Origin of the sequence: Micromonospora sp., assembly GCF_048594385.1 — a bacterium.
Taxonomy (GTDB): domain Bacteria; phylum Actinomycetota; class Actinomycetes; order Mycobacteriales; family Micromonosporaceae; genus Micromonospora; species Micromonospora wenchangensis.
This window is the reverse complement of the sequence record NZ_JBMDWU010000131.1, coordinates 1-13,072: the sequence shown is the minus strand read 5'-3', so window position 1 is coordinate 13,072 and position 13,072 is coordinate 1. Positions and strand designations below refer to the sequence as shown.

13 protein-coding genes and 2 pseudogenes are annotated in these 13,072 nt (G+C 73.2%); 8 read left to right on the top strand and 7 right to left on the bottom strand.

The window, feature by feature from the left end; all coding sequences use genetic code 11:
• From ACOJTC_RS06455 to ACOJTC_RS06445, 3 genes and pseudogenes are all read right to left on the bottom strand, one after another.
• A pseudogene (locus ACOJTC_RS06455) lies at window positions 1-207 on the bottom strand (pyridoxal-dependent decarboxylase); the annotation flags it as partial.
• A 144-nt stretch (window positions 208-351) separates the two neighbouring features.
• On the bottom strand, window positions 352-1,596 hold the full coding sequence (locus ACOJTC_RS06450; protein ID WP_420116153.1) for an MFS transporter: 1,245 nt from the start codon (window positions 1,594-1,596) through the stop codon (window positions 352-354).
• On the bottom strand, window positions 1,593-2,303 hold the full coding sequence (locus tag ACOJTC_RS06445) for a siderophore-interacting protein (RefSeq protein WP_420116152.1): 711 nt from the start codon (window positions 2,301-2,303) through the stop codon (window positions 1,593-1,595). The genes ACOJTC_RS06450 and ACOJTC_RS06445 overlap by 4 nt, the downstream gene beginning before the upstream one ends.
• A 106-nt stretch (window positions 2,304-2,409) precedes the next feature.
• On the opposite strand from ACOJTC_RS06445, the pseudogene ACOJTC_RS06440 reads away from it, so the two are divergent.
• Both ACOJTC_RS06440 and ACOJTC_RS06435 read left to right on the top strand, forming a co-directional pair.
• Window positions 2,410-4,440, top strand: a pseudogene (locus ACOJTC_RS06440) (penicillin acylase family protein); the annotation flags it as partial.
• A gap of 24 nt (window positions 4,441-4,464) precedes the next feature.
• On the top strand, window positions 4,465-5,025 hold the full coding sequence (locus ACOJTC_RS06435; protein ID WP_420116155.1) for a GNAT family N-acetyltransferase: 561 nt from the start codon (window positions 4,465-4,467) through the stop codon (window positions 5,023-5,025).
• Window positions 5,026-5,076: 51 nt separating this feature from the next.
• Here the strand turns inward: ACOJTC_RS06435 and ACOJTC_RS06430 are convergent, their stop codons facing one another.
• Window positions 5,077-5,676, bottom strand: a complete 600-nt coding sequence (locus ACOJTC_RS06430) for a hypothetical protein (RefSeq protein ID WP_420116151.1) — start codon at window positions 5,674-5,676, stop codon at window positions 5,077-5,079.
• Between the two features lie 211 nt (window positions 5,677-5,887).
• A complete protein-coding gene (locus tag ACOJTC_RS06425) occupies window positions 5,888-6,592 on the bottom strand; it encodes a hypothetical protein (RefSeq protein WP_420116150.1) in 705 nt (234 codons plus the stop codon).
• Window positions 6,593-6,709: 117 nt separating this feature from the next.
• Here ACOJTC_RS06425 and ACOJTC_RS06420 point away from each other — a divergent pair, with 117 nt between their 5' ends.
• Window positions 6,710-6,937 carry a hypothetical protein gene (locus ACOJTC_RS06420; protein WP_204924296.1) on the top strand — a complete coding sequence of 76 codons (228 nt, stop codon included), beginning with the start codon at window positions 6,710-6,712 and terminating at the stop codon, window positions 6,935-6,937.
• 40 nt (window positions 6,938-6,977) lie between these two features.
• Here ACOJTC_RS06420 and ACOJTC_RS06415 read toward each other — a convergent pair whose 3' ends face one another.
• Window positions 6,978-7,475 (bottom strand): DinB family protein, encoded by a 498-nt coding sequence (locus ACOJTC_RS06415; RefSeq protein WP_420116149.1) that lies wholly within the window; start codon window positions 7,473-7,475, stop codon window positions 6,978-6,980.
• A gap of 185 nt (window positions 7,476-7,660) precedes the next feature.
• Between ACOJTC_RS06415 and ACOJTC_RS06410 the strand changes: the two genes are divergently transcribed.
• Window positions 7,661-8,359 (top strand): GyrI-like domain-containing protein, encoded by a 699-nt coding sequence (locus ACOJTC_RS06410; protein ID WP_420116154.1) that lies wholly within the window; start codon window positions 7,661-7,663, stop codon window positions 8,357-8,359.
• On the opposite strand, the gene ACOJTC_RS06405 is transcribed toward ACOJTC_RS06410, so the two are convergent.
• On the bottom strand, window positions 8,344-8,691 hold the full coding sequence (locus tag ACOJTC_RS06405; RefSeq protein WP_420116148.1) for a hypothetical protein: 348 nt from the start codon (window positions 8,689-8,691) through the stop codon (window positions 8,344-8,346). The genes ACOJTC_RS06410 and ACOJTC_RS06405 overlap by 16 nt on opposite strands.
• A gap of 357 nt (window positions 8,692-9,048) precedes the next feature.
• On the opposite strand from ACOJTC_RS06405, the gene ACOJTC_RS06400 reads away from it, so the two are divergent.
• From ACOJTC_RS06400 to ACOJTC_RS06385, 4 genes are all read left to right on the top strand, one after another.
• A complete protein-coding gene (locus ACOJTC_RS06400) occupies window positions 9,049-9,516 on the top strand; it encodes a hypothetical protein (protein ID WP_204924637.1) in 468 nt (155 codons plus the stop codon).
• Window positions 9,516-10,910 carry a hypothetical protein gene (locus ACOJTC_RS06395; protein WP_420116147.1) on the top strand — a complete coding sequence of 465 codons (1,395 nt, stop codon included), beginning with the start codon at window positions 9,516-9,518 and terminating at the stop codon, window positions 10,908-10,910. Before ACOJTC_RS06400 ends, ACOJTC_RS06395 begins: the two co-directional genes overlap by 1 nt.
• Window positions 10,907-12,409, top strand: a complete 1,503-nt coding sequence (locus ACOJTC_RS06390; protein WP_420116146.1) for a VWA domain-containing protein — start codon at window positions 10,907-10,909, stop codon at window positions 12,407-12,409. The genes ACOJTC_RS06395 and ACOJTC_RS06390 overlap by 4 nt, the downstream gene beginning before the upstream one ends.
• Before the next feature lie 14 nt (window positions 12,410-12,423).
• The coding region (locus tag ACOJTC_RS06385; RefSeq protein ID WP_420116145.1) for an ATP-binding protein at window positions 12,424-13,072 on the top strand (649 nt) is incomplete at its 3' end.

Here is a 13,072-nt window from a genome sequence, read left to right as displayed (position 1 = left end):
GCCGGCGACCCGGGGGGCCAGCTCGTCGGGGGTGATGCCGGTGCCGGGCCGGTCGACGCCGGCCACCCGGGCCGCGACCCGGTCGATGCCCTCGGTGACGGCCCGGCGGTAGTCCTCGACGGTGCCGGCGGTGACCAGGTGGGCGCGGGGTGGGGTGGGACGCGTCCCGGTCACGGGGGCCTCGACGGTGGATCCGGGCAGGCTCATGGGCAGTCCTCGACGGTCGGTGACGGGGGCGCGGGCGGGACGGTGGGCGGGTCAGGTCGTCCCGGCGGCCCAGTTGATCTCGCAGAGTTAGGCTACCCTAACCTAACTTCTTGTCAATCCCGACACCCCGCCCCGCCCACCGGCTCAGCCCACCGGGGTGGCGTGCGCAACCGCCGGCTCGGCCGGGCGGGTCGCGCCGGCCCGGAACCGGCGCTGGTGCCCCAGTCCGACCAGGACGCCGACGACGACCAGCACCACCGAGGCGAGCGCGACGGCGGGATAGCCGACCCGGTCGGCGGCGGCCAACCCGACCGAGGCCGCCAGGAACGAGCAGATCAGCCCGAACGACGACAGCACCGTGAAGTCGGTGCCCCCGGTGCCCGGCCGCGAGTAGTCCATGTTGACCACGTAGAGCACGACGTTGGCCACGGTGTAAGCGGCCATGAAGCAGCACAGCGCGGCCACCGTCGCCGCAAGCGGCGCACGCCCGTTCAGCAACGGCAGCAGCATGACGGTGGAGACCGCGAGGGCCGCGCCCCCGACGACGAGCAGCCGCGCCCGGCCGAACCGGTCCACCCCGACCCCGGCGAGCAGGCCGGCGACGATCGCCGGGGCGCTGATCACCACGCCGGTGACCACGCCGATGCGGGCCAGCGACCAGCCCGCGTCGACCAGCGCCGGGGTGACCAGGGCGTAGGCCGCACCGGCTCCGGTGTAGACCAGCGGCACCACGCCGAAGGTCCACCAGCGGCAGCCGGGCTGCCCGAACACCGACAGCAACGCCCGGTACGCCTGCCCGGCGCCGGCCACCCGGGCGACCCGGTCCGGTTCCCGCAGCCGCCACACCACCACCAGGCCGACGGCGGTCAACGCGGCCAGCAGACCGATCGCCGGCAGCCAGCCGAACCGGTCGTAGACCAGCACGCACGCGCCGCCACCGAGCAGGTTGCCCAGGTAGCTCGCGGCGACCTGGATGCCGTTGCCGGCGCCCCGCGTCCCCTCGGACAGCACCCGGACGGCGACCGCGTCGACCGCGATGTCCTGGGTGGCGGAGAGGAAGACGTAGGCGGCGCAGATCGCCACCACCGGGCCGAGCTGCCGGGTCGGGTCGGCGAACGGCAGCAGCGCCAGCAGGCTCAGCACCAGACCCGCCTGCAACGGCAGCAGCCAGGACCGGTAGTGCCCGTGCCGGCGGGAGCCGTACCTGTCGAGCAGCGGAGCCCAGAGGAACTTCAGCGGCCAGACCAGGCCGACGAACTGGAGCAGGGCCAGGGTGTCCAGTGAGGTGCCGCCGTCGCGCAGGATGGCGGTCAACCCGACGGTGATGAACCCGATGCCGAGATACTGCGTGACGTAGAGCGTGGTGAGCGTGCCGAGGCGTCCGGTCACCGCGCGCTCCAGTAACCCAACGCGGTGAGCTGCTGCTTGCCCACGCCGAGGGTGCGGCGCACGTGCCTGGTGAGCGCGCGGGTGCTGCCCGCCTCGCAGGCCAGCCAGTAGTGGGCGTCCGGCGCGGCCGGCAGCTCCGCCCGGACGGTGTCGACGAGCTGCTGCCCGTCCTGCCCGCGCGGCACCCAGGTGACCCGGTGCTGGTCCCCGGCGCGCGGGGTGAGCGCCTGCTCCCCCGGGTGGGCATACTCCAGCCAGACCGTGGCGGGGATGCCGGCGGCGGCGTCGAGCAGGCTGTTCACCGCCGGCAGCGAGGCGGCGTCACCGACCAGGTAGAGGTGCGCGGGAGCCGGGTCGGGCAGGGCGAAGGCGCTGCCCTGGAGGGTGGCCACGATGGTGTCACCGACCTGCGCGCCGGCCGCCCAGCGGGCCGCGCAGCCGTCGTGCAGGGCGAATTCGAGGCTGAACCGGCCGGTCGCCGGGTCCGGGTCGACCAGGGTGTACGCCCGCTGGTGCGAGCGACCCGCGTCGTCGAACCAGAGCCGGATCCACATGGTGGGGTGCACCTTGGCCGCCGCCAGCAGGCCGCCGTCGTCCATCAGCAGACGCCGGTAGTGGTCGCCGACCGGCTCGGTGCCGCGCACGGTCAGCCGGAAGTCCCGACCGCCCATGGCCTTGAGCACCAGGGCCTCCCAGTTCCGTTTCACACGCCCTCCAGGTAAGGTCCGCCTAAGTTAGGCGAGGGTAACTTACCTGGGGAGTCCTGTGGAGAGTGGGACCGGCACGGAACCGGGCGGTCGTCCGGCCACCGGCGTGCACCGCGACCGGTGGGGCGTACCGCACCTGTGGGCCGACACCGTCGACGAGCTGGCCCGATGGCAGGGCCGGGTGGCCGCCACCGACCGGGCCTGGCAGCTCGAGGTCGAACGGTGGCGGGCCGAGGGCCGGCTCGCCGCCCACGTCGGGCCGACCGAACGCGACTGGGACCGGTTCGCCCGGCGCTCCCGCCTCGACGACACCGCCCGGCGCTGCTTCGAGCAGCTCACCCCGGCCACCCGGCGCTGGGTCACCGCGTACGCCGACGGGGTCAACGACGCGTTGCCGGCCGGCGCGGCGGCGGCCCCGGAGTTCGCCGCCACCGGCAGCACGCCCGGCCGGTGGCGACCCTGGTCGCCGCTGGGCGTGTTCCTGGTCCAGCACATCCTGTTCGGCACCTTCCCGCAGAAGCTGTGGCACGCCCACGTCGCCGCCACCCTCGGCCCGCACGCCCGCGAGCTGTTCGCCGTCGAGGGGCCCGGCGGCTCCGGCAGCAACGCCTGGGCGCTACCCGCCGACCCGCTGACCGGGCGCGGGCCGGTCATCGCCGGCGACCCGCACCGGCTGCTCGAACTGCCCGGCATCTACCAGCAGATCCGGCTCGCCTGCCCCGAGTTCGACGTCGTCGGGCTGGCCTTCCCCGGCGTGCCGGGGCTGCCGCACTTCGGGCACGCCGGTGACGTCGCCTGGGCGGTCACCAACGCGATGGCCGACTACCAGGACCTCTACCGCGAACAGCTACGCCGCGACGGCGACCGGGTGCTGGTCCGCGACGCCGACGGCTGGGTGCCGGCCCACCGGCACGTCGAACGGATCGAGGTACGCGGCGGCGCGACCGAGACCGTCGAGGTGATCGAGACCCCGCGCGGGCCGGTGATCGACCACGACCGGCACACCGGCGAGGCGCTCAGCCTGCGCACCCCGACCCGGGTCACCGGGAACCTCGGCTTCGAGGCGCTGCTGCCGCTGCTGCGGGCCCGCACCGCCGACGACGTCGCCGACGCGCTGCGTGGCTGGGTCGAACCGGTCAACAGCGTGCTCGTCGCCGACCGGCACGGCACGGTGCTCCAACTCGTCGCCGGCCTGGTGCCCGAGCGCGACGACAGGTGCCGGCGCGAACCGGTGCCCGGCTGGGAGCCCCGCTACCGGTGGCGCGGCGACTACGCCACGACCAAGCCCGTCGAGGTCGGCGCGCCGGTGGTCTGCGCCAACGACCGCCGCGACGACACCGCCACCCTCGGCGTCGACTTCGCCCCGCCGCACCGGGCCCGCCGCATCCGTGACCTGCTCGCCGACGGCGTCGCCGCCCCCGACGTCCACATGGACACCCGACGCGGGTCGACGGTCCTGCGGGACCTGCTCGCCCGGCTCGACCCGACACCGCTGAGCGCGCCCGCCCGACGGCTGCGGGACCGGTTGACCGGATGGGACGGCCGGATGGCCGCCGACAGCGTCGACGCCGGGACGTTCGCCGCCTGGCGGGCCGCGCTGGTCCACCGGCTGGCCGCGCACCCCGTGTTGGGACCGTTGCACTCCCCCGGCGGCTACGACCCCCTCTTCGCCCCGTGGACCGACCCGCTGGCCCGCATCGGACACGCCGTGGAGGGGGTGGTCGCCGGGCTGCCCCGCCTCGGCGGCGCGGTCGAACCCCTCGCCGCCGCCGCCCTGGAGGACGTCGCCGCCGGCGACCCACCCGGCCCCTGGGGGCGGCGACACCTGCTGCACCCGCTGCACCTCGGGGTGTCCGACGCGGTCACCGAACGGGTCGCCGCGATGCGGGCGGCCACCGCGCTCGGCGGTGACACCGACTGCGTGCTGGCCACCTCCAGTGTTCCCGGCGTCTCCGACGCGTGCTGGCGCGGGCCGGTCGCCCGCTACGTGTGGGACCTCACCGACCGGGCGGCGAGCCGCTGGATCGTCCCCTTCGGCGTGTCCGGCCGCCCCGACGACCCGCACTTCGCCGACCAGTTACCACTGTGGGCCACCGGTGGGCTGATCCCCGTCGGCACCGACTGGCGCACCCTGACCCCCGTACCCCGAGACGAGGACCCCGTGACCTACCAGGAGCAGATCCCCGGCTTCGGTGAGCTGACCCTCACCGTGGTCGACCCGGACGCCCACGCCACGCTGCTGCACGGCTGGGTGACCGAGCCCCGCGCGACGTTCTGGGGGATGGGGTCGTACACCGTCGAGGAGGTACGCGAGGTCTACACGTTCGTCGACGGCCTGAGCACCCACCACGCATACCTGATCGGGTTGGACGGCGCGCCGGTGGGCCTGTTCCAGAGCTACCAGCCGGAGGCCGACCCGGTCGGGGAACGCTACCGGGTACGCCCCGGCGACATCGGGATGCACCTGCTGCTCGCCCCAGGCCGGCGGCCCCCGCGCGGACTCACCGACGCGATCGGCCCCGCGCTGGCCCGGTTCCTGTTCCGCGACCCCACCCGGCTGCGGATCGTGGTCGAGCCCGACGTGCGCAACCGGTTCGCGCTGCGCCGGCTCGAACGCGAGGGGTTCACCTTCGCCGACGAGATCGACATGCCCGACAAGCGCGCGCAGTTGGCGTTCCTCACCCGGGAGCGGTTCGAGGCGGACCACCCCGTACCGGCGTGAGCCGCCCGGCCCACCACCCGTGGGGCCACCCGGGCGGGTGTGCCGGCCGGATCAGCACGTACGGATCCTGCCGCTGTGGCCGGCGGGCACCAGTCGTCCCGCGTACGCCCAGCCCTGCAACGGGTCGGACGACTGGGACGAGCGCATGTCGTCCCCGGGATCGAGTCGTGGCCAACGGATCTTGATCCAGACGCCCGCGACCTCGTCGTCCAGGACCGGATCGAAGCTCGTGGTCATCGAACAGCCGGCATAGACCAGCGTCTTGTCCCAGGCCGCACCGGCCCGCCTGCCCCCCGCCTCCGGCGACGTGCGGACGAACAGGTGTCCGGGGGCGACAACCAGGTACGGTGCCAGATCACCTGGCGGGGGCGGCACGTCCGCGTACCTCTCGGCGCGCTCGAGCGCCTCCTCGCGGGTGAGTTCCCTGGCGCCGTTCTGGAAGATGTTGGCGTTGTTGATGACGTCGGCGGCCTGGCCACCGTTCTGCGCCTGCTTGTTGCCGGTGCCACCGGTCTGGGACTGGCTGTCGCCGTGCCCTCCGCCCTGCCCGGACTGGAGACACGCCACCACACCGAAGACGACGGTCGCCAGCACCCCGCAGATCGCAACCGTCAGGTTCTTCCTGTTCCAACTCCACGCCATGGCACTCACTCCGCAGCTCGGCGCACGACCTCAGCGGTACGGGACAGCGGACGAGCGCTGGGCCTTTCGCCGGAAACTCGACCTGCGGTCAATACAAGCACCGGTTTCAATGCCTACCAAGGCACCGAACTGTCCTGAAGGCGACAAAAGCCTACCGGACCCCCGCAGACCCGTTCGCCCCGACGGCGGGCCAACTCCCGCCTTCGGCCACCACCGGTGCTCAGTGCGACGGCGTGTCGGCCCGGGTGCGGACGACCCGAGACCAGGCGGGCACCGGCAGGCGGGCGGTGGAATTGATGACGAGTTGGTGCCGGTCGCCGAGCTGGTCGTCAGCCTGGATCCTGATCTCGAACGGATCGCACTGCACGAACCCGTCGACGGTGAACGAGCCGAGCCGGTATCCCTCCGTGAGCTTGGGCTGCGGCGGAAGGGGCGCCCGACCCAACCAGAAGAACTCCGCGTCGACCGGTCGCACGCCCCGCGCGGCCAGCTCCTCCTGGAAGGTCTGGTACGGCAGCCAGGGTCCGTCACCGAACCGGTAGTCGACCCTGGTGACACCCGCGAACCCCGGGCCGGTGTTCGACAGGTGCAACTCCCAGCGATCGGCGTCGGTGGCGTGCGGTGTCCACGAATAACCGAAGCGGGGCTGGTTGGCGCGGGCGAACTGCGCCCGGGTCAACATCAGGCCGGCGTGGGCAGCCCCGATGGCGACAGTCGTCTGCAGGTCGACCAGTGAGAACCGCAACGGCCATTCGGTGGTCGCCGCGACATCGACGTTGCGACGGACGGCTTCCCAGACGAAGTTCACACCCAGCAGCCCGAGCACGACCGCAGGAAGCACGGTGAACAGGCGTGATCGCCGCACCGTGTGCCAGTGCGGCACCCCACCCGGCGCGCGGGTACCCGTGAAGTCACCGGTAGTCACCGTTCGACCGTAGTCGAGGGCGGCAACGCGGCTCGCGTACGCCCGCCGCCGACGGACGTCGGAGCGGCGTGGCGTAATCGGGTCGCGGGCCGGCCCGCCGGTGGGGACGATGTGGCGATGTCCGGCACACCCGAGGGGTTCACCTACCGCCTACGCAAGAACGGTGACGTGGAACTGCTGCACCACGGCCGCCTCGCCACCGTGCTGCGGGGCGTCGCCGCGGCCCGGTTCCTGACCGACGTGGACAGCGACGACCCGCAGGAGCTGATGGCCCGCCTCACCGGCAACTACCGGCACGGCAACGAACGGACCGCCAAACGGCACCCCCGCAACCGGGGCCGCTGACCCTCCGCACGCACCCGTCCCGGACCGGGGCCGTGGACCGTCAACCGTCGACGATCTGCTCGCGGAGGATGTCGGCGTGCCCGCAGTGCTGGGCGAGTTCGCGGAGCACGTGCAGATACACCCACCGCAGCGGGACCGGTCCCATCCGGTGCCCGGACAGGACGTCGTCCAGGCCCAGCGTCGCGGTCGCCCGGCGGGACGCCGCGCAGGCCGCCCGGTACGCGTGCCGCACGCTGGCGACCGTGTCGCCGTCGTCGAGCACGAACGACTCCTCCGACGCGGCGGGGATGCCCAGCTCGGCGCGCGACCGGCCGGTGACGGCCTCGTCGAACCAGACCCTCTCCACGAAGGTGGCGTGCTTCACCAGACCCAGCAGCGTGGTCCGGGAAGCCACCAGCGGGCGGCGGACCTGTTCCTCGGTCAGCCCCTCCAGACAGCCGTCGAGCGCGGCACGGTGCTCGTCGAGGAACGCCTCGAACTGTGCAGCGAGCGGCTGGGCGACGACGGCTTCGGCGAAGGTCGGCGGAAAGGCGGGCATGCGGGACAGCATCCCAGACACGCCGGTCGTCGACTGCCCGGGAATCCTCCTGACATAGTGTCGGTCGCACCTGCACGGGCACGTGGTGCCCGAAGGACCGCCGGAAGGAGGGTCGGGAGCATGACGAGATGTCCGGTCCGCTCCGGCGACGGGTCGACGGGCCACATCCCGGGCGGCGTCGACCGATGCCGGTGACGGGCCCCGCCGACGGGAAGGTCGACTTCCGCCGGACCCTGGACACCTACCGGGCGCAGCGGGGCCGGTTCCGGCTGGTCGACGTGCCCGACATGCAGTACCTGATGATCGACGGCCGGGGCGACCCCAACACCGCACCGGCCTTCACCGCAGCGGTCGAGACGCTCTATCCCGTGGCGTACCGGGTGAAGTTCGCCAGCAGGCGGGAACTCGGGCGGGACTACGTCGTCCCTCCGCTGGAGGGCCTGTGGTGGGCCGAGGACATGGCGTCCTTCACCACGGTGCGGGACAAGTCGCGGTGGCGCTGGACGCTGATGCTCATGGTCCCCGACTGGATCGGGCCGGACCTGGTCACCGCCGCCGTCGCGCAGGTCGGGGCGAAGCGACCACCCGGACGGCTGGACGACGTCCGCCTGGAGCGGCTGGCCGAGGGGCGGTGCGTGCAGACCCTGCACGTCGGCTCCTTCGACGACGAGGCCGCCGTGCTCGCCCGTCTGCACCACGAGTTCGTCCCCGCCCACCGGCTCCGCCTGACCGGCACCCACCACGAGATCTACCTGAGCGACTTCCGCAGGGTCGCCCCCGACCGGAGGCGCACCATCCTGCGCCAGCCGGTCGTCGCCGACACCCGGCCCGTCGGGGATCGTCGCGGGGCTGCCGCCGACGGCGGCGGTCAGCCGGCGCGGTAGCTCAGGTGGTAGCCCGGCGGCCAGCTGTGCAGGTTGTTGAGTTCGGCGGCCGGGCCGGTGCAGTCGGTCGTCCGGTAGCCGGCCACGGAGTGGAAGCCTCCGCTCCAGGCGAGCAGCCAGGTCGCGTCGGTCGGGACGGGACGGCAGACGCCGTCGGGCGTGGCCTGCCGACCGACCACCTCGGTCGGGTAGCTGGAGTAGAAGACCAGCCCCGTGTCCGGGCTCTGGACGGGCTCGCCGGCGGTCGCGGACGACGTCGGCAGGATCGCGGTGAGCACGACACCCAGGGCGACGGCGAGACCCACGGCTGATCGGTGAACGGCGGCGCGCATGACGGTCTCCTTCGGTACGGCTGCGGTCCGTAATCCGGCGCGAGCCACAGAAAGTGACAAGGCTCGATATAACAATCCGTCGGGATGCGTGCGGTGTCAAGGAGCCGGGGCGGGGCAGCGGCCTGCCGATGGTGGCGTCGGAACCCCGCAGAGTGACGGAACGGCCGGTCGGACCGGACCTCGGGACGGGGCGACGGGAGGCCGTGGAAGTGTCGTACCCGTGGGCCATGATCTTGTGGTCACGGCGACGCCGGCCCGGCCGGCGCGCGCCATCAACCATGGTCGACGCCGGTGTTCCGGCGGGTGGGAGGACATGCGGTGACGGACGCTGACGAGGCCGCAGCGCGGCGGCGGAGCGTGGTGGCGGTGGTGCCACCGGCCCGGCCCCGCAAGCTGGCCAAGGTGCCCTTCGTCGAGCTGGCTGACGGGCGGTTACAGGGTGTGGTGTCCAGCGGTTCCGACATCGAGCGGGTCTACGTCTCGTCGGTGACCGCCGGTGACCACGCCTACCATTGCAGCACCAACAACAACCGGCCCTGCGGCGGGCTGCGCGGCGCGCCCTGCAAGCACCTGGAGGCCCTGGCCGACGAGGCCGTCCTCCAGTACGGCGTCGACCGGGTCGCCCGCTACCTGCGGGTCGACGCCGGTGACGGCACACAGACCGGGGTCGAGCTGCTGTCCCGGCTGGACGCCCGGCACGAGCCGACCTCGGCCGCCGTGGTGTTCAGCCGGTTCCTACGCCACCTGGCCTACCTGGAGCTGCCGGCCAGCACCGCCGTGCTGCCCGAGCTGCACTGGTTCCCGTCGACCGGGGCAGGTCGCTGATGCTCGGCACACAGCTGGCGCAGCTGCACGGCGATGCACCCACCGGGCTGGCCGACGCCGACGACGTGGTCGCCGGGTTCGACGAGGCCCTGCTGCGGGGCTTCGCCCGGGTCGGCGAGGCGGACGCCGCCGCGCTGACCGCACTGGCCGCCGCGGTCGCGGGCACGCCGCTGGGTGAGCGGGTGGCCGAGGCGGTGGGCAAGGTGACCGCCGGATCCGTCGGGCAGGAACACCTGGCCGCCCTGGCCGGAGCCCGCACGGCGCTGCTGGGCGCGACCCACGACGCCCTGCTCGACCAGCTCGACACCGCCCTCGGGCGGCACCGGACCCCGTGGACGCCGACCGGCGAAGCGGGTGCCCCCTCCCCCGCCCGCGCCGCCGCCCGGTCCTGGCTGCACGAGGCGGCCCTCGCCGGCTGGCGCGGCATCGACCACGAGCTGCTCTCCGCCGTCGGCACGCCGGTCGAGGCGGCGTTGGCCGAGCCGGGGGCGCGCCGGCTGGCGGTGCTGCTCGACGGGCTCGCCGCCGAGTTGCGGGCCGGGTTGCCGGTGGCCACCATGGCGCAGCCGCCGGTACGCCGCTGGGCGGACCTGTGGGCCCGGGGCGTGCTGCTGGCCCAGGACGGGCCGGCCACCGACCCGACGGCCGGCACCACCACGGTGAGCGGTCGCCTGCTGCCGCTCGGGGTCGACGTCCACGAGCACGAGACCGTCGTCCAGGTGCAGCTGCACGCGATCCTCGAACCGGCCGACGCAGGCATGCCCCGGCTGGTCCGGGTGACGGTGGGCGCGGCCAAGGTCGCCACGATCGGCGGCCCGGCGGTGTGGCGGCTGCTGTCGGCGTACCCGGTGCTGCTCACCGCGATCGCGCAGCGGCGGGCGCTGACCGTCACCGATCTGCCCGCGCAGGGTGGCGACCTGCACTGGGTCGATGGGCAGGCGCAGGCCGGCGAGCCCGCCGACCCGTTCGCCACCGCCCGGGTGCTGCTGGGCACGGCGACGGCGGCGGCGATCCCGCCGTTGGACCGGCATCCGGTGGCCATCGCCGAGCCGGTGCTGTTGGAGGGCTACACCGTGCACGACGGCGGGTCGACCGTCGACCTCGGCGGGCAGCGCCTCGCGGTCGCGCTGGACCGGCTGCCGGCCGCTGGGCCACTCACCCCGGCGCTGGTCGCCGCCTCGTCGTCCTGCCTGGGCCTGGCCCGCTTCGACGGCGGCCGGTGGCTGGTGCAGCCGCTGGCGGTGCAGGCCACCGTCAAGCGCCGGCCGGTGGAGGCGCACAACGGCGACTGGGCCGACGGGGTGACCGACCCGAAGGTGGCGAAATCCGAGGCCAGGGCGGGCGACGCCGTGGCCGTGCTGCGCGAACGCGCGGGACGGTTGCTGCGCCGATGAGCGACCCGACCCCCACGACCGGTGCCGTGCTCCCGGGTGACGTGCCGACCCCGGGCGATGTGGTGACCCCGGCCGACCTCGCTGCCGCCAACCGTCGGCAGGTGCTCTACTGGCGGCTGCTGGGGCGGCTCTTCGACCCCGACGAGCAGCCCACGCTGGAGGCGGCGAGCGTGGCCGTCGTCGACGACCTCGGCCTGCCCGCCGCCCTGCTGGACCCGACCGTGTCGGTGGACACCGTCGTGCAGCGTTTCCCCGCGCTCGCCGACGAACTGCGGGGCCTGCTCGCCCCCGACCCTGCCGGCCCGACCGACGACCGGCCCGTCGACGCCTCCCCCGACGCCGGGGCCCCGTCGGCCACGACGCCGGAGGCGACCATCGACGGCCCGGGCGCGCCGGGGGGGGGTGCCCCCGCCGACGGCGGGGTCCACCGGCCCGGCGAGGCCGAGGTGCGCCGGGCCGCGCTGGTGTCGAAGCTGCTGCTCAACGTCTTCGGTACCGGGTCCGGGCCGGTCAGCGCCGGCCAGTTGGCCCGGTGGCAGGCCGACGCGGGTTGGTTCGAGCAGGCGCTCGGCTGCCCGCCGGGGGAGCTGCGTCGGCAGGGCGGCACCGGACTGGGCGCCACCCTCGCCGGGCTGGAGGGCGACCTGGTCCGCCGGATGCACCTGCGGGAGGTGCTGGCCGACCCGAAGCTGGCCGCCCAGCTCACCCCCAGCATGTCGCTGATCGAGCAGCTGCTGCGGGACAAGTCCAACCTGTCGGGGGTGGCGCTGGCCAACGCGAAGTCGCTGATCCGGCGGTACGTCGACGAGGTCGCCGAGGTGCTGCGGACCCAGGTCGAGCAGACCACCGTCGGCGCGATCGACAGGTCGGTGCCGCCGAAGCGGGTCTACCGCAACCTCGACCTCGACCGCACCATCTGGCAGAACCTCACCAACTGGAGCCCGGAGGACGAACGCCTCTACGTCGACCGGCTCTATTACCGGCAGACCGCCCGCAAGACCACCCCGTCGCGGCTGATCGTGGTGGTGGACCAGTCCGGGTCGATGGTCGACTCGATGGTCAACTGCACCATCCTGGCCTCGATCTTCGCCGGGCTGCCCAAGGTCGACGTACACCTCATCGCGTACGACACCCGGGCGTTGGACCTGACCCCGTGGGTGCACGACCCGTTCGAGGTGCTGCTGCGCACCAAACTCGGTGGCGGCAACGACGGGCCGGTGGCGATGGCGATGGCCCGCCCCAAGATCGTCGAGCCGCGCAACACGGTCATGGTGTGGATCTCGGACTTCTACGAGTTCGACCGCTCCCAGCCGCTGTTCGACGGCATCGAGGCGGTGCACCGCTCCGGGGTGCGGTTCATCCCGGTCGGCTCGGTCAGCAGCTCCGGCCAGCAGAGCGTCAACCCCTGGTTCCGGCAGCGCCTCAAGGACCTGGGCACCCCGGTGCTCTCCGGTCACATCCGCAAACTCGTCTTCGAGCTCAAGAGCTTCCTCACCTAGGAGAATCACCCCTCATGTCCGAGATGTTGCGTGCCCCCGCCGAGGTCAAGTACGCCGACGAACTCGACTACCTGGAGTCGGTCGACACCGGCCCGAAGCCGTTCTCGTGGCGGTTGAGCCCGCGCATGGTGCGGCTGTTCGTCCTCGGCTCGGAACGGGCCGACGGTCTGGAGCGGGAGATCCCGCAGAAGTGGTTCGGTGACCGCAGTTTCGTCGAACGCAGCATCGTGACCCTGGCGTCGGACCGGGGCCTGCTGCTCATCGGCGACCCCGGCACCGGCAAGAGCTGGCTGGCCGAGCTGCTGTCCGCCGCGATCTGCCGCAACTCGACGCTGGTCGTGCAGGGCACCGCCGGCACCACCGAGGACCACATCAAGTACTCGTGGAACGTCTCGATGGTCATCGCCAAGGGGCAGTCCCGGGAGTCGATGATCCCGTCGCCGATCATGACGGCGATGGAGCAGGGCGTGGTGGGCCGCTTCGAGGAGCTGACCCGCTCCACCAGCGACGTGCAGGACGCGCTGATCTCCATCCTGTCGGAGAAGTACGTCTCCATCCCCGAGCTGAACGACGACAACATCGTCTTCGCCCAGCCCGGTTTCTCGATCATCGCCACCGCGAACAGCCGCGACCGGGGCGTCAACGACCTGTCGTCGGCGTTGA